Here is a 19,333-nt window from a genome sequence, read left to right as displayed (position 1 = left end):
AGAGAACGGCCGCTTCGGGCCGGCCAGGAGGCTTGCATGAAATCACTGTGGAAATTCGCCCTCGGCGGGCTGCTGCTGAGCGCCATCGCCAGCGCCCAGGCCGAGCAGCCGCTGGGCTGCGTGGAGGTGACGGTAGGCGGTTACAAGGCGCCGAATTACGACTGCCTGAGCCAGCAGATGGGCAACAATCCCGAGGGCGCTGCCGCTGCGCAGAAGAATCAGGAAGCAATGAACGTTCCCGTGAACAAACGGCCACCAAATCAGGTTGGCCTCGCAACCCCGGCCGCAACTGGAACACGCATGGGCAACACCTTCGGCACCTCAGTCAAACCACAACGCCCACCCGCCAATAACGGAACCTCCCCATTAACCAATAAATGAGTCAAAACACCTGAGGCTAAGAAACTCACACACCTAAAGGAAGGGGAAACACACCTGTGGCGAGGGGATTTATCCCCGATCGGCTGCGCAGCAGTCGTCAATCCCGCTGACTCGGTTTATCTGAAGGACCCGCGGCGGATTGTTATAGGCCTGCTACGCAGGCCATCGGGGATGAATCCCCTCACCACAAGGAACACCTCAATCACAGGGTATGCACGTCAGTCGCTTGGGGTTTGGCGGAAGCTTACGGCCAGGCGATTCCAGCTGTTGATGGTAGTGACGGCCATGGTCAAATCCACCAGTTCAGCCTCACTGAATTGCGCTTTGGCCATCTGGTAAACATCATCCGGCACATGACTCTCGGCCAACAACGTCACGGCCTCAGCCCAGCCCAGGGCGGCGCGTTCACGCGGATTGAAAAAGCCGCTGTCGCGCCACACCGCGATCGCATACAAACGCCGATCACTCTCCCCGGCCCGCCGCGCGTCCACCGAGTGCATGTCGGTGCAGAACGCGCAGCCGTTGAGCTGCGAAGCGCGGATCCTGATCAGTTGCAACAGCGGCGCCTCGATGCTCAGGTCGCTGGTCAGCGCCTCCATGGCGATCATCGCTTTCATCGCCTTGGGCGATGCGTTGTAGTAGTCCAGACGCGGGGACATGGCAGCTCTCGGGAAGCGGAGTGATGAGTTCACGGTAATCGCAGCGCTGTCGGCGTTACAGCCCCAATTCCACGGAATATCGCTACACCACTGTCCCCCGGCCAAACACACAACCTTGTAGGAGTGAGCCTGCTCGCGATAGCGGTCATTCAGTCACCGCCATGTTGGAGGTGCCGACCTCATCGCGAGCAGGCTCACTCCTACAAGTGGGGACGGTGACCAATTTCGGGTTTTTGTGCTGCGCAACTACTGCCAATCCCCCAACAGAGTTAATCTGGCCGACACTTCAATCGCCTCCCGGAGCCGCGTCGGTATGGAACTTCACGTCGTGATCAATGGCCGCAAGGACCTCGCCGGCCAGCTATACAACCAGCTGCGCGGCGCCATCGAGTCCGGGCGCCTGGCCGCCGGCACGCAGTTGCCGCCCAGCCGTCTGCTGGCCGAGCAACTGGGGATCTCGCGCAAGACCATTTCCGACACCTACGCGCAGCTGACTTACGAAAATTTCCTCACCGGGGTGATCGGCAAAGGCACCTACGTCAACGCCCGCCCGGCGCAGATTCAGCGCAAGCAGAGCCACACCGAACTGGCCAGCGCCGAGGTGATCGAGCGTTGGCGCAATCTGCCGGTGTTCTTGCGCCACCCGTCGCTGGAAGGTTCGTTGCGCTATGACTTCATCGGCGGCGCCACCAGCAAGGGCCAATTCCCGCATGACGACTGGCGCCGATGCGTGTCGCACGCGATGCGCCAGATGGCCGGCTCCAAAGGCTTCTACAGCGTGCCCGAAGGCCTGCCGGCGCTGCGTAATGCGATTGCCCGGCACATCGCGTTTTCGCGCGGGATCAACTGCCAGGACGAAGACATCGTGGTGTGCAACGGCGCGCAGCAGGCGCTGGACCTGATCACTCGCGTGCTGATCAGCCCCGGCAGTCGGGTGGCGATGGAAGATCCGGGGTATCCGCCCGCGCGGTTGCTGTTCGGCACCCACGGCGCCGAAGTGGTCGGAATCCCGGTGGATGCCGAAGGGATTGTGGTCGAACAGATTCCCGAGGGCACGCGGATGATTTATGTCACGCCGTCGCACCAGTTTCCGCTGGGTATGCCGATGAGCCAGGCGCGCCGCGAGGCCTTGCTCGCCCGCGCTTATGAGCTAGGCGCGATCATCATCGAGGACGACTACGACAGCGAATTCCGCTACGAAGGGCGGCCGACGGACTCACTGTTCAGCCTTGATCAGCGCGGCATCGTGGCCTACGTCGGCACCTTCTCCAAGACCTTGCTGCCGGAGCTGCGTCTGGGTTACGCGATCCTGCCGCCGGCGATTCTCGAAGCGGTGATCCGCGCCAAACAGCTCACCGACCTGCACGCCTCGACCCTGCCGCAATGGGCGTTGGCCAAGTTTATCGCCGAAGGTTGCCTGCTCAAGCACATCCGCCGTTGCCACGGGATTTACGCCCAGCGCCGCGAGCGAATTCTGGCGCGCATGGCCACGGATCTGGCGCCGTGGCTGGAAGCGATACCGCCCAGTGCCGGCTTCCACATGGCGGTGCTGTGCAAGGTGCCGATCGACCTGGCGCTGGTGATCGAACTGGCGAAAAAAGTCGAGGTCGGGCTGTATTCCATCGACGGATTCCATTACCGGCAACCGGTGAAAAGCGGCCTGTACTTCGGCTTCGGTGCCATTGAAACCCTCGACATCGACACCGCTCTGGATCGCCTGCGCGACATTCTGCAACAAGTGGCGTGAATGATTGGTCTGGGCGATTAACCGCCGATTGGTTATTGGTGATCACGGGGTGCAGGCCTATTCTGCACAGGCGTTATCCCTCAATGAGCAGGATTCGTCCGGCCTGATTCAGGAGTGTGAGCAATGTCCAACGAAGTGATCAACACCGTCCAGGTGCGCGCCGCCGCCGGCCGTTCTGAAGAGCTCGGCCGGCAGTTGCAGAAGATCGTCGACACTTTGCGCCAGACACCGGGCTGCGACGCCTACATGGTCGACCGCTGCCCCGAGGACAGCCAACGCTGGACCGTGAGTGCGCGCTGGCAGTCGGAAGCGGCGATGCAGGCGCACTTCAACCGGCCCGAGGCGCAGGGGTTTATTGACCTGATTGATAGCCGTCTGGCCAATAGTGTGGATTTCAACAGCTTCCCCATCGTCTGACCGGACGCCTTCGCGAGCAAGCTCGCTCCCACATTTGGAATGCGTTCAACTGTGGGAGCGAGCTTGCTCGCGAAGACGTATTCAGCTGCACCGCCGAACGACTGATTGGTCACCCGATCTTCCCGAATATTGGCCGTTTGAATACCCCACCCCGCAGACTACTGTGGTCACCACCCCTCCCCAACTGGTGATCGAACATGAAAGCCCTGCACCTCTTCACCGCCGCTCTCGCCCTGTCCGTGTCTGCCGCCGCCCTGGCTCACGACCCATCCGAGAAAGTCACCGTCCTGCAAGACCAGATGCTGAAAAACGCCCCCGGCAAGAAAGCCATGATGATCGAAGTCGACTACAAACCCGGCCAGTCCTCGATCGCCCACAAACACGACGGCACCGCCATGGCCTACGTGCTCGAAGGCGAAGTGATTTCCCAGGTCAAGGGCGAACAGGCGATCACCTACAAGAAAGGCCAGTTCTGGTACGAACCGGCCGGCTCCGAACACCTGGTGTCGAAAAACGCCAGCAACAGCAAACCGGCGAAGTTGCTGGTGTTCATGGTATTGGCCCCGGACGAGCAAGTACTGATCCCCTTGAAAAACTGATGGTTGTTGGCACAGCCATAAATAAAAAGGCGCAAAACACTGTTTTGCGCCTTTTTATTTCCCCAGGCAATTAACCGCTTTGCTTTAAAGCCAATAAAACTAATGCATCGCCACAACTCGAAAAATTGTCAGCTTATTTACAGGTTGGCGGGTTTAGTCTGAATCAACTGTCGTGCGCCCGTCACCCACAGCCGCGACAACGCTGACTTTCCGACTGAAGTTGCTTCACGGGAGACTCATCATGAAACTTGCTTTTGCCAGTACCTTGGCGATATCGGTTTTAGCCTTGTCCGCCTGTTCAGTACCCACCGCGCCGAAAGCGGTGTCGTCCCTCGATACCCTGTTCACCCAACCGGTCGGCCGCAGCAGCGCCGCCCAGGTGCAAAGCGGTCCCGGCGTGTCACTGGGCGTGGTCTACAGCCCGAGCACCCAGACCAACCGCGAATACCTGCGTGACTATCAGGCCAACGCCGGCACCGGTTTCGGCCAGAGCCTGCTGGTGCAGCCGATCCACGACGCCTACGTCAACACCTCGAAACCGGACATGGCGGTGGACTGGGTCAAGGCCTCGCTGCAACGTCAGTTCGGCTCGGTCACGGTGTACCCGGACATGCAGAGCCTGCGCGCGGCGCATCCCGATGTGGTGGCGATCGTCGACGCCCACAGCCAGTTGATCACTTCGCGCAGCTCCGACATCAAGGCTGATGTCAGTGCGGATTTTTATGATGCGAAGTTGAATTACATCGGCACGGCGAAAGGTTCGGAGGCCAAAGAACTGACACCGGTTTGGGCGGACTTCAAACGTTCGGAAGAGATCGTCGCTGATATTAATCAACAGCAGGATGTGCAAGTTCGGGCGCTGCAGAAGTTTGATCAGTCGCTGAGTAATTTATTGACCAGACCGACAGATAAAGTGTCGATGCTCGATAGTAAACAAGCACATAAGTTGTATTGATATAAAGGGCGCCATCGCGAGCAGGCTCACTCCTACAGTTGGAATGCGTTTCCCTTGTAGGAGTGAGCCTGCTCGCGAAGGGGCCAGACCAGGCAAAACAAAACCCACAGACACAAAAAAGCCCCGGCATCTCACGACACCGGGGCTTCTTCATTCAACCACTACTCAGGCCAGTTCAAGCTCGGCATTCGCAGCAGCCGCAGGCACCACCGCCTGACCGCTCAACGCGAGGTCAAGCAGTTCACGGTTGGCTACTGCATACATGGCGTAGTCAGTGCCGCTCGCCGCACGGATTTCCACCAGCATGGCGCGCCAGCGCTCGATCATGCTTTCGTGCTGTGCCATCCACAGCGCCAGGCGTGCTTCCACGTCCTGAGTGCCGTCGCCCTGTTGCAGGACAGAGATGGTGATCGCACGTTGCTGCCAGTCCACATCGTCACGGAACGCTTCACGGGCCAGGGCCTGCCAGTTGTTTTCAACCGGCAGCGCGCTGATCTGTTGCAGGTACCAGGTGATGTCCAGCGCACTGCCCACGGCGAAGTAGGCCTTGGCCACTTCGGCCGGATCCTGGCCAGTGACGTCGGACGCTTCGATGATCGGCAGCAGGGTGTACAGGTGCGAGGTACCCGCCACCATACGCGCCAGCAACTCCGGAACACCGGCCGCGACGTAAGCCTGATAACGCGCCTGCCAGTTTTCACGGATTTCGCCGCTCAGCAGTTCGTCGAGCTTCAGACCCAGTTCCTTGAGGTGCGGACCGAAGTGCGCGACGTCACGGGCAGCGTTCTGCTCGTTGCGACGGGCGCGCAGGAACCAGCGGGTAGCACGGCGGCCCAGACGCATCAGCTCGTCCATCAGCTCCAGTTGCACGTCAGCGCTGACCTGATAGTCCAGCGCTTCGATCTGACGGAACCAGTGCGGGAGGTGGAAGATGTCACGCACGATCACGTAAGCGCCAGCCACGTTCGCCGGACTCATGCCGGTCGACTCTTTGAGTCGCTGAACGAAGGTGATGCCCATGTGGTTGACCAGATCGTTGGCGATCTGGGTGCTGACGATCTCGCGCTTCAGACGGTGACGACGCATGGCTTCGGAGAACTTGCTGACCAGGGTCGGCGGGAACGCCGTTTCCATGTCGCGGGTCAGGTAGTCGTCGTCCGGCACCAGCGAGTTCAGCAGCTGTTCCTTGAGGTCGATCTTGCTGTACGAGATCAGCACCGACAGCTCGGGACGGGTCAGACCATGGCCTGCCGCAACGCGCTCGTTGATCTGCTCTTCGGTCGGCAGGAACTCGATGGCACGGTCCAGCTTGCCACGGCCTTCCAGATCGCTCATCAGACGCTTGTACTCGGCAATGCGCTCGTAGGCACGACGCGCCGCCAGGGACAGAGCCTGGGTCTGCTTGTAGTTGTTACCCAGCACCAGACCACCGACTTCGTCGGTCATGCTCGCCAGCAACTGGTTGCGTTGCTTGTCGGTCATGTCGCCGGCCTGAACCACTTCGTTCAGCAGGATCTTGATGTTCACTTCGTGGTCGGAGCAGTCCACGCCACCGGCGTTGTCGATGAAGTCGGTGTTGGAGCCGCCGCCATTCAGACCGAATTCCACGCGACCCAGTTGGGTCATGCCGAGGTTACCGCCCTCGCCCACCACTTTGCAGCGCAGCTCGTTGCCGTTCACGCGCAGTGCGTCGTTGGCCTTGTCGCCAACGTCGGCATGGCTTTCGGTGCTGGCCTTGACGTATGTACCGATACCGCCGTTCCACAGCAGATCCACCGGCGCCTTGAGCAAGGCGTTCAGCAGTTCGGTCGGGGTCAGCTTGTCGGCCTTGATGTCGAAGCGTTCTTTCATCTGCGGCGAGATGGCGATGCTCTTCGCGCTGCGCGAGAAGATGCCGCCGCCTTCGGACATGATGCTGGTGTCGTAGTCGGTCCAGGCCGAACGCGGCAGGTCGAACATGCGCTGACGCTCGACGAAGCTGGTGGCCGGGTTCGGGTTCGGGTCGATGAAGATGTGCATGTGGTTGAAGGCCGCGACCAGTTGCAGCTTGTCGGACATCAACAGGCCGTTACCGAATACGTCACCGGCCATGTCACCCACGCCGACCACAGTGATGCTGTCTTCCTGGACATTGATGCCGCGCTCGCGGAAGTGGCGCTGTACGCCGACCCACGCGCCCTTGGCGGTGATGCCCATTTTCTTGTGGTCGTAACCGGCGGAACCACCGGAAGCGAACGCGTCACCCAGCCAGAAGCCGTAGTCGATGGCGATGCCGTTGGCGATGTCGGAGAAGGTCGCAGTGCCCTTGTCCGCGGCCACCACCAGGTACGGGTCATCGTCGTCATGCCGCACGACGTTGGCGGGCGGTACCAGCGCGCCGTCTTTCAGGTTGTCGGTGATGTCCAGCAGACCGGAGATGAAGATGCGGTAGCAGGCGATGCCTTCGGCCGCGATCTCGTCACGGCTGCCGCCCAGTGGCAGGCGACGCGGCAGGAAGCCGCCCTTCGCCCCCACCGGCACGATGACCGAGTTCTTCACTTGCTGGGCTTTTACCAGGCCGAGGACTTCGGTACGGAAGTCTTCTTCACGGTCGGACCAGCGCAGACCACCGCGCGCAACGTTGCCGAAGCGCAGGTGCACGCCTTCGACGCGTGGCGAGTAAACGAAGATTTCGAACTTCGGTACCGGCTTCGGCAGCTCAGGGATCGCGTGCGGGTTGAACTTGAAGCTGAAGTACGACTTGTTCTGGCCGTTGGCATCGGTCTGATAGAAGTTGGTGCGCAGGGTGGCTTTGATCAGGTCCAGGTAACGACGCAGGATGCGGTCTTCGTTGAGCACCTGAACGTCGTCCAGTGCGGTCAGAATCGCTTGTTCCAGACGCTGTTGCTTGTCTTCCAGATCGTCGCTGCCCAGCTTGCGCGCCAGGTAGAAACGGGTCTTGAACAACCGGGTCAGCTCGCGAGCGATGTCGGTGTGGTTGTTCAGGGTGCTGGCGATGTAACCCAGGTCGAAGCCCAGACGAATCTGCTTCAGGTAACGGGCGTAGGCACGCAGCAGCGCCACGTCGCGCCATGGCAGACCGGCGGTCAGCACCAGACGGTTGAACGCATCGTTCTCGGCATCGCCACGGACGATGTGGACGAACGCGTCCTGCAGGGTGTCGTTGAGTTGCTGGATGTCCAGCTCCAGACCTTCCGCCGCGGTGAACGCGAAGTCGTGGATCCAGAACTCGCGGCCATTGGTGTGACGCAGACGGTACGGGAACTCACCCAGCACGCGCAGGCCGAGGTTTTCCAGAATCGGCAAGACGTCGGACAGCGCCAGCGGGGTGTCGGCGTGGTACAGCTTGCAATGCAGCTCGCGCTGACCGGACACCTGGCCCAGCGGCTGATAGAAGCTCATCACCAGCGGATTTTTTTCGTTCAGGCTCAGCAGGTGCTGCATGTCGACCACGGCCGAATGCGCCGCGAAACGCTCGCGGTAACCGGCCGGGAAGCCTTTCGGGAAATCCGCCAGCACGTTGGTGCCGTGGGCTTCGCCGAAGCTTTCGACGGTCAGTGCGGCGTAGTCGTCCTGCCAGCTGCGGCAGGCCTGTACCACTTCTTTTTCCAGCAGCAGCGGGTCGATGTCGATGCGGTTCTTCGGATCGACGCGCAGGATCAACTGCACGCGAGCCAGCACGGACTCGGAGAAGAAGGTCCAGAACTCGCAGTCGGTGGCCTTCAGACGCTCCATCAGCACCTGCTGGATTTTCTGGCGAACTTCGGTGGAATAGATGTCGCGCGGCACGTAGGCCAGGCAGTAGCAGAAGCGACCGTATGGGTCTTTGCGCAGGAACACGCGGATCTTGTTGCGTTCCTGGATCTGCACGATCGACATCACGGTGCTGAACAGCTCGTCGACCGGGGTCTGGAACAGGTCATCACGCGGCAGCACTTCGAGTACCTGCGCCAGTTCCTTGCCCAGGTGAGCCTTGGACTGGAAGCCGGAGCGGCGTTCGATTTCTTCGACCTTGCGACGGATGAACGGAATGACCCGCACGCTCTCGCCATACACCGAGGAGGTGTACAGGCCCATGAAGCGGTGTTCCTTGATGACGTTGCCGTCGGCGTCGATTTCACGGATCGACACGTAATCCGGGTAGGCCGGACGGTGCACGCGGCTCGGGTGCGCAGCCTTGGCGAACGACAACAGGGTCGGTTCGCGCAGGTAGTTCACCGCGTAGTCTTCGATGTGCCGGTCTTCGTTGGTCAGGCCGGTACGCAGCAGTTTGGTCAGACCGAGGAAGGAATTCTGGTCGTATTCGATGTGGCCGCCATCGGCCTGATCGACAACGGTGAACTCTTCGTAGCCGAGGAAGGTGAAGTGGTTGCCCACCAGCCATTCCAGGAAGCTCTTGATTTCGGTCTTTTCGTCGGCATCGACGGCGAATGCGCTGTGATCGAGCTTGGTGAGGATCTCCTGCACCTTGGCCTTCATCGGCTCGAAATCAGCGACCGCGACGCGCACTTCACCGAGCACCTGCTCCAGTTCTTTGCTCAGCACATTCAGTTCAGCCGCGTTGGCGCAGCGGTCGATTTCCAGGTACATCAGCGACTCGTGCAGCACGCCTTCGCCGGTGCTGCCCTTGGGCAGGATTTCCAGCAGCTCGCCCTTGCTGCCACGACGTACGCTGAGCACGGTGGTCTGCAGGGTGTGGATGCTGTAGCCGCGACGGTTCAGCTCGGTGCGGACCGAGTCGACCAGAAATGGCAGGTCGTGGTGCAGGACTTCGACCGCGGTGTGGGTCGACTGCCAGCCATGACGCTCGTAATCAGGGTTGTAGACGCGCACTTGCGGTTGCGCGTGATCGAAGCGCTCAAGCAGGCGCCACGCGGAAAGAGTACAGCCAGCGAGGTCGGAGAGGCGACGTTGAGTCAGCTCGTCCAGGGAAATGATGCCGAAGAATTGTTCAGCGAACAGCGCCACTTGTGGCAGTGCCTGTTCACTGATGTGCTGCGCCAGTGCCGCTTGCAGTTGGTGCTGGAAGTCGGCTTTGCTGGCTGCGGTGAAGAACGCCATCTGTGGTACTCCGCTTAAGCTTGTTATTGATGGAAAGCGTCGCGTGCAACACCCCTTTCGGGGCTTGTGTCGCCCTGTTCCTGATTCTCGGGCAGAGGAAACAGGGGGACAGGTGGGTGAAGCTGGACGAGACACTCAGGTCACATTCACCTTCCATTGAATGGGCATCTGCAAAAACGACTGTCGAGGCCGCCGACAATGCCTTTACGGGTGCTCATCCGTTGCGCAGCTTAATGGGTGCGACAATGTGTCTGCTTGCGGTGCTGCGACATATTCGGTCATTGGCACGTAAACCAAGGCTTTGGCAACGGTAAACACTAGCATTCATGGCGGAAAACGGCGGCTTGAATGCCCGTATTTACGGTACATCTGTGCCGGAAGTGACCATTGACCTGTGTCGCGTTCACGACACATCCTCTGACACTCTCACATGCAGAAATTCCCGAGGGCTGGCAGAATCGCGCCCAATTGCGACCAACACGCCCGCCGAGGCAGGAATTCCCCCATGCAAATGACCACCGCCCTACTGATCGTCAACCCGTGCGACGACGAAGAAGACAACATGGCCATGCTCTGCTGCCATAGCGACAAGGGCGACATGTTTCTGATGAGCCGCTATCCGGACGAGGACGAGCTGGAGATCACCCTGGATGGCGAGCCTTCGACGCTGGACGGCGTGAAAGTCACCCTGTCCAAGACTCTGCTGAAGATTGAAATCGCGGCGGCGGATGCCGATGCGCTGAATGGCGATGATGTGCTGGAAATTACCTTCAATCCGGACATGGTTGATCTGGCTGAAGTTGAAGAAACCCTGAAGAATATTCTGGATGGGACTGGCACTTTCATTAGCCAGATTTGATGGCGTCTTGAAGGGCCTCATCGCGAGCAGGCTCACTCCTACAGTACGGTGTACGACGCCCCTATGTAGGAGTGAGCCTGCTCGCGATAGGGCCGGAACAGTCAACCAATCACTTCCCGGCTACAAAATTCCAACAAATCCCCCAGTCATTTCCCGCACTTTGCGCAAAATGCCGTTAGTCGCCACCCCCCTCGATGGATTAAAGTAACGCCCCCAGCCCCGGCGTTATCCGAACGCCTGCGGCCACCCTTTCCAGGAACAGTCACCGATGGAACATCGTGAAGCGCTGCTGGCGCTGCGAACCTTTCTTTCAACGCAGATTCTCGGCCAGGAAAAACTCATCGAGCGTTTGCTCATCGCCCTGCTCGCCGACGGCCACATGCTGGTCGAGGGCGCTCCGGGTCTGGCCAAGACCAAAGCGATCAAAGAACTCGCCGAGGGCATCGAAGCCCAGTTCCATCGCATTCAGTTCACCCCTGACCTGCTGCCGGCCGACATCACCGGCACCGAGATCTATCGCCCGGAAACCGGCAGTTTTGTGTTCCAGCAAGGGCCGATCTTCCACAACCTGGTGCTGGCGGACGAAATCAACCGGGCCCCGGCCAAGGTGCAATCGGCGCTGCTCGAAGCCATGGCCGAGCGTCAGGTCAGTGTCGGGCGCAGCACTTACGAGCTGTCGCCGCTGTTTCTGGTGATGGCCACGCAGAACCCGATCGAGCAGGAAGGCACCTACCCGTTGCCCGAAGCCCAACTCGACCGCTTCCTGATGCACGTGAAAATCGGTTTCCCGGACGCCGCCGTCGAACGCCGGATCCTGCAGCAGGCCCGTGGCGAAGCGCTGAATGGCGAAACCAAACCGGAACGCCGGGTCAGCCAGCAGGCGATCTTTGCTGCGCGCAAGGAAATCCTCGGTCTGTACATGGCCGACGCCGTGGAGGAATACCTGGTGCAACTGGTCATGGCCACGCGCACCCCGGCCAAGTTCGACCCGGAAATGGCCGAGTGGATCGCCTATGGCGCCAGTCCACGTGGCTCGATCGCCCTCGACCGCTGCGCCCGGGCCCACGCCTGGCTGGCCGGTCGCGACTTCGTCAGCCCGGAAGACATTCAGGCGGTGCTGTTCGACGTGTTGCGGCATCGCATCATTCTGTCGTTTGAAGCCGAAGCCGCCGGCATCGATCAGGATCGGGTGGTGCAGCGGATTCTCGACGTCGTAGCCGTCGCTTGACCCCCATGAACGCCCCCCTGCCGTCCGAACCGGGCATCCGCATCAGCCTCACCGATCTGATCGAGATGCGCCACCGTGTGCGCGAAGTGCAGCTGTTTTCCACACCCAGTCAGCGCAGTCCGCTGATCGGTCTGCATCACTCGAAATTCCGTGGTCGCGGGGTCGACTTCGATCAGGTGCGGGTCTATCAGGCCGGCGACGACGTGCGCACCATCGACTGGCGCGTGACCGCGCGTACCCAGGAGCCACACACCAAGCTGTTTCATGAAGAACGCGAGCGACCGATTTTCATCATGGTCGAGCAAAGCACCCGGCTGTTTTTCGGCTCCGGGCTGATGTTCAAGTCGGTGCTTGCAGCGCAAGCGGCGGCGCTGATCGGCTGGGCGGCGCTGGGGCACAATGATCGGGTTGGCGGACTGGTGTTCGGCGACAACGAGCATTACGAAATCAAACCGCGCCGCAGCAAGCAGAGCCTGCTGCAATTGCTCAACCGCCTGGTGAAAGTCAATCAGTCGCTGCACAGCGAACGCGAGCCGGACCGCGACGCCCTCGGCGTGGCGCTGCGCCGGGCGCGTGAGGTGTTGCGTCCGGGCAGCCTGGTGATCGTGATCTGCGACGAGCGCGCGCTGTCCGACAGCGCCGAGCAGCAACTGAGCCTGCTATCGCGTCATTGCGATCTGTTGCTGTTGCCGCTGTCCGATCCACTGGATCACGCCCTGCCTGCCGCCGGGCTGCTGAGATTCGCGGAAAGAGGCGCACAACTGGAACTCGACACCCTCAACTTCGAGCTGCGCCAGACCTATCGCGCTCAGGCCGAAGCACGCATCGCCCGTTGGGAATTGCTCGCGCAAAAACTGCGGGTGCTGCTGATGCCATTGAGCACGCAAAGCGAAATGGTCGAGCAGATGCGCGAGTTCCTCAATCCGCAGCGCCCGGGGAGCAGTCGATGAACGGCCTCGAACAACTGCAACCGCTGATTTCGCCGCCGCCGATCGACTTCTGGCCGCCAGCGCCGGGCTGGTGGCTGCTGCTGTTATTGCTGCCGCTGCTGGGCTTCGCCGTGTGGCGTTTGCGCCGGTTCATTCCGATCAAGAAACGCCCGATCGTGCGCGCCGAACAACCGCTCGACCCCGTGCGCATCGCCGCACTGGCCGAACTGGCGCAGATGCCCAAACCCTACGACGGCGCACCCGCCGGTGCCTGGCTGCAGCAGCTCAACGGTCTGCTCAAACGCCTGTGCCGCAACCACTACCCCTACAGCCAGAGTCACACGCTCAACGGCCGCAAATGGCTGGCGTTTCTCGACAACCGTTGCCCGGCCGCCGGCCTGACGCGCTGGATGGTGCTGGTCGAAGGCGCCTATAAACCCGAATGCAAACTCGACGACAAAGCCATCGCCGGCCTGACCCAAGCCGTCGACACCTGGATTCGCAAGCATGTTTGAATTCGCCTGGCCGTGGATCTTCGTGCTGCTGCCGCTGCCGTGGCTGATGCGTCTGGTGCTGCCGGTGGCCGACAGCGGCGAGCCGGCGCTGCGCGTGAGTTTCCTCTCCGACCTCGAAGGTCTGGCACGGCGCCGGGCCCGCGCCAACCTGCCGGCGTGGCGCCAGCAAGCACCGTTCCTGCTGCTGTGGCTGTTGCTGCTGAGCGCCGCGGCGCGTCCGCAATGGCTCGGCGAACCGTTGCCGATTGCCGCCAGCGGCCGCGATCTGCTGGTGGCGGTGGACGTGTCCGGCTCGATGGATTTCCCCGACATGCAGTGGCAGGACGAAGACGTCAGTCGCTTGTCGCTGGTTCAGCATCTGCTCGGCGATTTCCTTGAAAGCCGTGATGGCGACCGCGTCGGTCTGATCCTGTTCGGCAGTCAGGCCTATCTGCAGGCACCGCTGACGTTTGACCGGCACACCGTGCGCGTCTGGCTCGATGAAGCGCGCATCGGCATCGCCGGCAAGAACACCGCCATCGGCGATGCGATCGGTCTGGCGCTGAAGCGCCTGCGCATGCGTCCGGCACAAAGCCGGGTATTGATTCTGGTCACCGACGGCGCCAACAACGGCGGCGAAATCGATCCGTTGACGGCGGCGAAACTGGCCGCCAGCGAAGGGGTGAAAATCTACCCGATCGGCATCGGTGCCGACCCGCAAGACAGTGGCAGCACCGGCCTGCTCGGGGTCAATCCGAGCCTGGACCTCGACGAGCCGGCCCTCAAGGCCATCGCCAACGCTACCGGCGGCCAGTACTTCCGCGCCCGCGACGGCAAAGAGCTGCAAGCGATCCGCGACACCCTCGATCAGCTCGAACCGGTGACCCAGCAACCGACCCAGGCGCGCCCGGCGCAAGCCTTGTATCAGTGGCCACTGGCGTTGGCCCTGCTGCTGAGCCTGTTGCTGGTCGCCCGCGAATTGTGGCCGGACAACCCGCTGCAACGCCTGTTTACCAAGGAGCTTTATCTGCAAAGTCCGTTGCCTGACTGGCGCGAGCGTCTCAAGCGCCTGCGTCTGCGGAGGCGCCGATGATCGCGCTCTGGCCGCACTGGTTCCGCCCCTGGTGGCTGCTGCTCCTGCCGCTGCTGGGCTGGCTGATCTGGCAACTCTGGCACCGGCAGAAACGCGCCGGACGCTGGCAAATGATTCTGCCGCCGGCGTTCCACGCGACGCTGCTCAGCGGTGGCAATGGCCGCGCCAGCAAGCTGCCGTGGGTCGCCCTTGGCGTGGCGTGGCTGCTGACCATCGTCGCCCTGCTCGGGCCCAGTTGGGAGCGCGTCGAACAGACCAGCCAGAAACCTGCCGACCCGCTGGTCGTCGTTCTGGAGCTGACCCCGGAAATGCTCGCCACCGACTCGCCGCCAACGCGACTGGAACAGGCCCGGCGCAAGCTGTTCGACCTGTTGCAGGCACGCAGCGATGCGCAGACCGCGATCGTCGTCTACGCCGGCAGCGCGCACACGCTGGTGCCGCTGTCGGATGACCTGGCGACCAGCCACAATCTGCTCGACGCCCTCAAGCCCTCGCTGATGCCGGAAAGCGGCCATCGCGCTGATCTCGGCGTGAGCAAAGCATTGGCCTTGCTCAAGCAAGGCGCCCTCGGTCAGGGACGGATTCTGCTGATCGGCTCCTCGCTGACCGAAGAAGAACGCCAAGGCATTCGCCACGCCCTCGGCCAGCAATCGGCGCAACTGCTGATGCTCGGCATCGGCACCGCTGAAGGCGCGCCAATCGCTCAGGAGGACGGCAGTTTCCTCAAGGACGAACAAGGCGCGATCCGCGTGCCGCAACTCGACAGCCCGGGCCTTGGCGCATTCCTCGCCAGTGTCGGCGGCGAGTACCACAACGCGCGACTGGACGAGTCCGATTTGCGCGCCCTCGGCCTGCTCGATGGCCCGCGCAGCCTGCGCGACGATGGCCAGACCGTGCGCCTCGACACCTGGGCCGATCAGGGTTACTGGCTGTTGTTGCCGCTATTGCTGCTGGCTGCCTGCGCCGGACGACGTGGCTGGTTGTTTTGCCTGCCCTTGCTGCTGTGCCTGCCGCAGCCGAGCTACGCTTTTGACTTCGAAGACCTGTGGCTGCGCCCCGACCAACAGGGCCTGCACTTGCTCAAGCAGAAACGCCCGGCCGAGGCTGCCGAACACTTCGAAGATCATCAGTGGCAAGGGGTGGCGCTGTACGAGGCCGGCGATTACAGTGGCGCCGCTCAGCGTTTTGCCGAGGGCAGCGATGCCCGCGCCCACTACAATCGCGGTAATGCGCTGGCGAAAAGTGGTGAGCTGGAAGCGGCCATCGATGCCTATGAGCAAGCGCTGGAACTGCAACCGGATTTGCGCCCGGCACTGACCAACAAGGCCTTGGTGGAAAACCTGCTCAAGCAGAAGAACACCCCGCCACCGGTCGAACCACAGCCACAACCGGCGCAGCCAAATGTGCCCGGCGATGAACCACCGCCAGCGACCGCGCCGCCACCCGCGGTGAAAAGTGACACCCCGAGCGAGGCCCAGCCCGGCGAGTCGGCCAGCGAACCGCCACCGACCACCCCGCCGCAGCCGGGCCCCAACGAAGTGCCGGGCAGCGATGAAGCGGAAGAAACCGACACCGTACCGACGCTGCGCCCGAGCGAGGACAACCTCGAAGGCGAGCAGCGTCAGGCACTGGAACAATGGCTGGGCAAGATTCCGGACGACCCGGGCGAACTGCTGCGACGCAAATTCTGGTACGAACAGCAACAACATCAGGATCAGGAAAAAACTCGATGACCCGTTTCACCGCTCTCTTGCTGCCCCTGCTGCTCTGCATGGCCAACGCACAGGCGGCCGAGCTGACGGCCAGCGTGGATCGCAGTCGCCTGAACTCCGGCGAGACGGTCGAACTCACCCTCGAAACGGATGATGTCACGCAGTTCGGCAAACCCGACCTGACGCCGCTGGAACCGCTGTTCGAGGTGCGCGGCACACGTCAGGTCAACCAGTTGAACACCCTCAATGGCGACAATCGCGCCACCACGCGCTGGATCATCACCCTGCTGCCGAAAGAGAACGGCAGTGTGGTCATTCCGCCGTTGCAACTGGGTGAGGTGCAGAGCCAGCCGATCACCGTGCAAGTAATCGAGAGCGACAGCCGCGAAGAGAAAAACAATCCGGATCCGGTGTTCATCGAGGCCAGCCTCGACCAGTCCAGCGTGTATGTGCAGGCGCAAGCGATCCTGACCCTGCGCATCTATCACTCGGTGTCGCTGTACGACGACAGCAGCCTGACCCCGTTGCAGATTGCCGACGCGCGTATCGAGCAGTTGGGCGACACGCGCACTTACGAGAAAGACATCAACGGCGTGCGCCATGGCGTGATCGAGATGCGCTATGCGATCTACCCGCAGCACAGCGGCTTGCTGACCATCGCCCCGCAGACTTTCAGCGCCACACTGGTCGACACTCAGCCGGCTCAGGACGCGACCGCGCAAGGCCCGAAACCGGGCAAGCTGCTGCACGTCAGCTCCTCAGAGATTCCGCTGACGGTCAAACCAAAACCGCTGACTTACCCGGCCGATGCGCCGTGGCTGCCGGCACGCAGCCTGAGCCTGAGCGAAAGCTGGAACCCTGAGCCGGATCATCTTCAGGTGGGCGACTCCCTGACCCGCAGCCTGACGTTGAAGGCCGAAGGCCTGGCCAGTTCGCAGCTACCGGCCCTGCCCGCCACAGAGGCCAACGGCCTGCGCCGTTACCCGGATCAACCGGTGCTGAGCAACCAGAGCGGCGAGCGCGGCCTGATCGGCAGCCGTGAAGAACGCGAAGCGCTGGTGCCCAGCCGTAGCGGCAGCATCGAACTGCCGACCGTCGACGTAATCTGGTGGAACACCTTCGAAGATCATCTGGAACACACCAGCCTGCCGGCGCGCACCCTGCAAGTGGCCAACAACCCGAGCCTGCAGGTCGACACCCCGGCCGGCAACCTGCAACCGGGCACCGTCGATAACGATGTGCTGTGGTGGTGGAAACTCAGCACCCTTGTCCTCGCCTGCACCACCCTGCTCGGCTTCGGCCTGTGGTGGCGTGCGCGCTGGCAACCGGCGGTGCATCGCGCCGCCCAAACCGGCCCAAGCCCGCGCACCTTGATGGACGACATCAAGCGGGCGTGCCAGGCGAATGATCCGCAAGCGACGCGCCAAGCGCTGGATGCATGGGCGCGGCAGCAGCCGGAGACACTGGCGGACATGGCGGCGCGGTTTGTGCCATTGTCGGATGCCCTCGACGGGCTCAATGGCGCGCTGTACAGCGAGACCGGGCAGCATTGGCAGGGCGAGGATTTGTGGAGGGCGATCCGTACCATTCCGGCGGCGGAGCGGGTGCAGGATCCGGTGGGTGACAGCGGGTTGCCGCCGCTTTATCCGAAGTGAAAGGCAAAAGATCGCAGCCTGCAGTAGCTCCTACAGGGATCACGTGTAGGAGCTGCCGCAGGCTGCGATCTTTCATGCGTTGAAGGTGTTATGACGTTTGTTCACTTTCTGCCGCTTCAAGCAGTCGCGTCTCACGCATTCCCAGACCACGGGACAGCGCTGTGGCTTCGTAGAAGATTTTGCCGTTGAGCTGGTCGGCGACACCATCGCTGTTACCGCCGGCCGGGCCACGCCCCCAGGTCACGACTTCACCGCTGGAGGTCAGCGCAGCGAAGGCATGGGTGTTGCCATAAATGGCGCGGACGTTGATCAGTCGGGCCGCAATGGCCTCCGGGATTTCACCACCTCGATCAGCAGTCCCCCAGGCTACAACGGTGCCGTTGGCCCGCAGCGCGGCAAAAGCAACTCCTGCGCATACCACCTGGACGATGTCAGTCAATGCTGCAACCGGCGCCGGAATAGCCAGGTTTCCCCATCCCACTACACGCCCGCTGCTGAGCAGTGCGACGAATGATCCTTTGTTACCCGTTACCGTGCGGATATCTGTCAATAAGGCGATCGGCGCAGGAACGCTTGCGCCAGCTGAAGGGTACCCCCAAGCAACAACACTGCCATTGCTGCGTCGTGCGGCAAAGGCTGCTTCGGCCCCGCTCAGTTCCACAATGTCCGTAAGCAGTTTGATCTTGCCAGGCACGGATCCCCCGTAACCGTAGTCTCCCCATGCAACTACAGCACCATTGGCACGCAGGGCTGCAAAGGCGTAGCCGGTAGCGACTACATCAACAACGTCAATCAATGCCGCGATGGCCGCAGGCACATTACCTCCATAGGTTTGGTGCCCCCAAGCCACCACCGAACCATTAGCCCGAAGCGCAGCAAAGGCGTAGAGGTTGCCAATCACTCTGACGACATCCCTCAGGGCAGCTACCGGCTCTGGAAGAGCTGCACCCCAAGTAGGGCTTCCCCACGCCACCAGACTCCCATCACGACGTAGCGCGACAAACGCATAACCGTTGCCGCTTACCGCTACGATATCCCGTAAAAGACTGATAGGTTCCGACACCTCTCCTCCGTTTCCACTCAGCCCCCAAGCCACTACCCCACCAGTGGCCTGTCGTGCCGCAAAGGCATAGCCGCAGGCACTCAACGATATGGCATCGGATATGTCCGGTAACGAATCCCCCAGATCCCCACCACGGGCAGGCTTACCCCATGCCACCAGGGCTCCACGCTCAGTCCGTGCCGCAAAGGCCGCGTTGTTTGCTCCCTCGCCGGATATAAAATTCCCGTTCCCGCACAGGTTCTGCGGATTGATCGTCACCTGATCATCGCTGATCCGCACATGCAGCAGCCGGTCCGGACGGGTGTCACGGAACGTCGCACCACTAACCTCGCCCTCCTCGCCGTTATAACGCCACCAGGCCTTGACCGGCTGCCGGGTGGTTGCATCCAGCGCGGTCAACCACGCAGTCCCGCCGCCATACATCTGGTAATTACCCCGCGAGCGCGCGCCCATCACCAGCAAGCGTCCTGTCCCCAGCGAT

At 61.8% G+C, this 19,333-nt stretch carries 14 protein-coding genes and 1 pseudogene; 12 read left to right on the top strand and 3 right to left on the bottom strand.

Annotation, left to right across the window (positions count from 1 at the left end; genetic code table 11):
• Positions 1-36: 36 nt before the first annotated feature.
• The gene (locus tag KCG87_RS06585; protein ID WP_210557409.1) at positions 37-381 is read left to right on the top strand and encodes a hypothetical protein; all 345 of its coding nucleotides are present in this window, start codon (positions 37-39) and stop codon (positions 379-381) included.
• A 218-nt stretch (positions 382-599) separates the two neighbouring features.
• Here the strand turns inward: KCG87_RS06585 and KCG87_RS06580 are convergent, their stop codons facing one another.
• On the bottom strand, positions 600-1,040 hold the full coding sequence (locus KCG87_RS06580; protein ID WP_139053756.1) for a carboxymuconolactone decarboxylase family protein: 441 nt from the start codon (positions 1,038-1,040) through the stop codon (positions 600-602).
• A gap of 313 nt (positions 1,041-1,353) precedes the next feature.
• On the opposite strand from KCG87_RS06580, the gene KCG87_RS06575 reads away from it, so the two are divergent.
• From KCG87_RS06575 to KCG87_RS06560, 4 genes are all read left to right on the top strand, one after another.
• Positions 1,354-2,787, top strand: coding sequence for a PLP-dependent aminotransferase family protein (locus tag KCG87_RS06575; protein WP_210557411.1), 1,434 nt, complete (start codon positions 1,354-1,356; stop codon positions 2,785-2,787).
• 123 nt (positions 2,788-2,910) lie between these two features.
• Positions 2,911-3,204 carry a putative quinol monooxygenase gene (locus KCG87_RS06570; protein WP_003225668.1) on the top strand — a complete coding sequence of 98 codons (294 nt, stop codon included), beginning with the start codon at positions 2,911-2,913 and terminating at the stop codon, positions 3,202-3,204.
• A gap of 197 nt (positions 3,205-3,401) precedes the next feature.
• Positions 3,402-3,803, top strand: coding sequence for a cupin domain-containing protein (locus tag KCG87_RS06565; protein WP_210557413.1), 402 nt, complete (start codon positions 3,402-3,404; stop codon positions 3,801-3,803).
• Positions 3,804-4,044: 241 nt separating this feature from the next.
• On the top strand, positions 4,045-4,758 hold the full coding sequence (locus KCG87_RS06560) for an ATPase (protein WP_098964257.1): 714 nt from the start codon (positions 4,045-4,047) through the stop codon (positions 4,756-4,758).
• 165 nt (positions 4,759-4,923) lie between these two features.
• Here KCG87_RS06560 and KCG87_RS06555 read toward each other — a convergent pair whose 3' ends face one another.
• Positions 4,924-9,819 carry an NAD-glutamate dehydrogenase gene (locus KCG87_RS06555; RefSeq protein ID WP_095136367.1) on the bottom strand — a complete coding sequence of 1,632 codons (4,896 nt, stop codon included), beginning with the start codon at positions 9,817-9,819 and terminating at the stop codon, positions 4,924-4,926.
• Between the two features lie 505 nt (positions 9,820-10,324).
• On the opposite strand from KCG87_RS06555, the gene KCG87_RS06550 reads away from it, so the two are divergent.
• From KCG87_RS06550 to KCG87_RS06520, 7 genes are all read left to right on the top strand, one after another.
• Entirely contained in the window at positions 10,325-10,678 is a 354-nt protein-coding gene (locus KCG87_RS06550; protein ID WP_098964262.1) for a hypothetical protein, read from the top strand.
• 268 nt (positions 10,679-10,946) lie between these two features.
• Complete coding sequence (locus KCG87_RS06545) at positions 10,947-11,906, top strand: MoxR family ATPase (protein ID WP_003218556.1); 960 nt, start codon at positions 10,947-10,949, stop codon at positions 11,904-11,906.
• 5 nt (positions 11,907-11,911) lie between these two features.
• Positions 11,912-12,856 (top strand): DUF58 domain-containing protein, encoded by a 945-nt coding sequence (locus KCG87_RS06540; protein ID WP_027613096.1) that lies wholly within the window; start codon positions 11,912-11,914, stop codon positions 12,854-12,856.
• Positions 12,853-13,350, top strand: coding sequence for a DUF4381 domain-containing protein (locus KCG87_RS06535; protein ID WP_027613095.1), 498 nt, complete (start codon positions 12,853-12,855; stop codon positions 13,348-13,350). The genes KCG87_RS06540 and KCG87_RS06535 overlap by 4 nt, the downstream gene beginning before the upstream one ends.
• Positions 13,343-14,422 (top strand): VWA domain-containing protein, encoded by a 1,080-nt coding sequence (locus KCG87_RS06530; protein ID WP_098964263.1) that lies wholly within the window; start codon positions 13,343-13,345, stop codon positions 14,420-14,422. The genes KCG87_RS06535 and KCG87_RS06530 overlap by 8 nt, the downstream gene beginning before the upstream one ends.
• Positions 14,419-16,155, top strand: a complete 1,737-nt coding sequence (locus KCG87_RS06525; protein ID WP_210557414.1) for a tetratricopeptide repeat protein — start codon at positions 14,419-14,421, stop codon at positions 16,153-16,155. The genes KCG87_RS06530 and KCG87_RS06525 overlap by 4 nt, the downstream gene beginning before the upstream one ends.
• Positions 16,152-17,789, top strand: a complete 1,638-nt coding sequence (locus KCG87_RS06520; protein ID WP_210557415.1) for a BatD family protein — start codon at positions 16,152-16,154, stop codon at positions 17,787-17,789. Before KCG87_RS06525 ends, KCG87_RS06520 begins: the two co-directional genes overlap by 4 nt.
• An 88-nt stretch (positions 17,790-17,877) precedes the next feature.
• Here the strand turns inward: KCG87_RS06520 and KCG87_RS06515 are convergent.
• Positions 17,878-19,333 (bottom strand): annotated as a pseudogene (locus tag KCG87_RS06515) (hypothetical protein); the annotation flags it as partial.

This window comes from Pseudomonas sp. MWU347, assembly GCF_017947305.1.
Taxonomy (GTDB): Bacteria; Pseudomonadota; Gammaproteobacteria; order Pseudomonadales; family Pseudomonadaceae; genus Aquipseudomonas; species Aquipseudomonas putida_A.
The sequence above is the reverse complement of the archived record's forward strand: the minus strand, read 5'-3'. Positions and strand labels throughout refer to the sequence as shown.

Coding starts and splice junctions, on each gene's coding strand:
- KCG87_RS06540 (WP_027613096.1), top strand. CDS start 11,912: ATGAACGCCCCCCTGCCGTCCGAACCGGGCATCCGCATCAGCCTCACC.
- KCG87_RS06575 (WP_210557411.1), top strand. CDS start 1,354: ATGGAACTTCACGTCGTGATCAATGGCCGCAAGGACCTCGCCGGCCAG.
- KCG87_RS06535 (WP_027613095.1), top strand. CDS start 12,853: ATGAACGGCCTCGAACAACTGCAACCGCTGATTTCGCCGCCGCCGATC.
- KCG87_RS06580 (WP_139053756.1), bottom strand. CDS start 1,040: ATGTCCCCGCGTCTGGACTACTACAACGCATCGCCCAAGGCGATGAAA.
- KCG87_RS06565 (WP_210557413.1), top strand. CDS start 3,402: ATGAAAGCCCTGCACCTCTTCACCGCCGCTCTCGCCCTGTCCGTGTCT.
- KCG87_RS06585 (WP_210557409.1), top strand. CDS start 37: ATGAAATCACTGTGGAAATTCGCCCTCGGCGGGCTGCTGCTGAGCGCC.
- KCG87_RS06550 (WP_098964262.1), top strand. CDS start 10,325: ATGCAAATGACCACCGCCCTACTGATCGTCAACCCGTGCGACGACGAA.
- KCG87_RS06555 (WP_095136367.1), bottom strand. CDS start 9,819: ATGGCGTTCTTCACCGCAGCCAGCAAAGCCGACTTCCAGCACCAACTG.
- KCG87_RS06525 (WP_210557414.1), top strand. CDS start 14,419: ATGATCGCGCTCTGGCCGCACTGGTTCCGCCCCTGGTGGCTGCTGCTC.
- KCG87_RS06545 (WP_003218556.1), top strand. CDS start 10,947: ATGGAACATCGTGAAGCGCTGCTGGCGCTGCGAACCTTTCTTTCAACG.
- KCG87_RS06530 (WP_098964263.1), top strand. CDS start 13,343: ATGTTTGAATTCGCCTGGCCGTGGATCTTCGTGCTGCTGCCGCTGCCG.
- KCG87_RS06520 (WP_210557415.1), top strand. CDS start 16,152: ATGACCCGTTTCACCGCTCTCTTGCTGCCCCTGCTGCTCTGCATGGCC.
- KCG87_RS06560 (WP_098964257.1), top strand. CDS start 4,045: ATGAAACTTGCTTTTGCCAGTACCTTGGCGATATCGGTTTTAGCCTTG.
- KCG87_RS06570 (WP_003225668.1), top strand. CDS start 2,911: ATGTCCAACGAAGTGATCAACACCGTCCAGGTGCGCGCCGCCGCCGGC.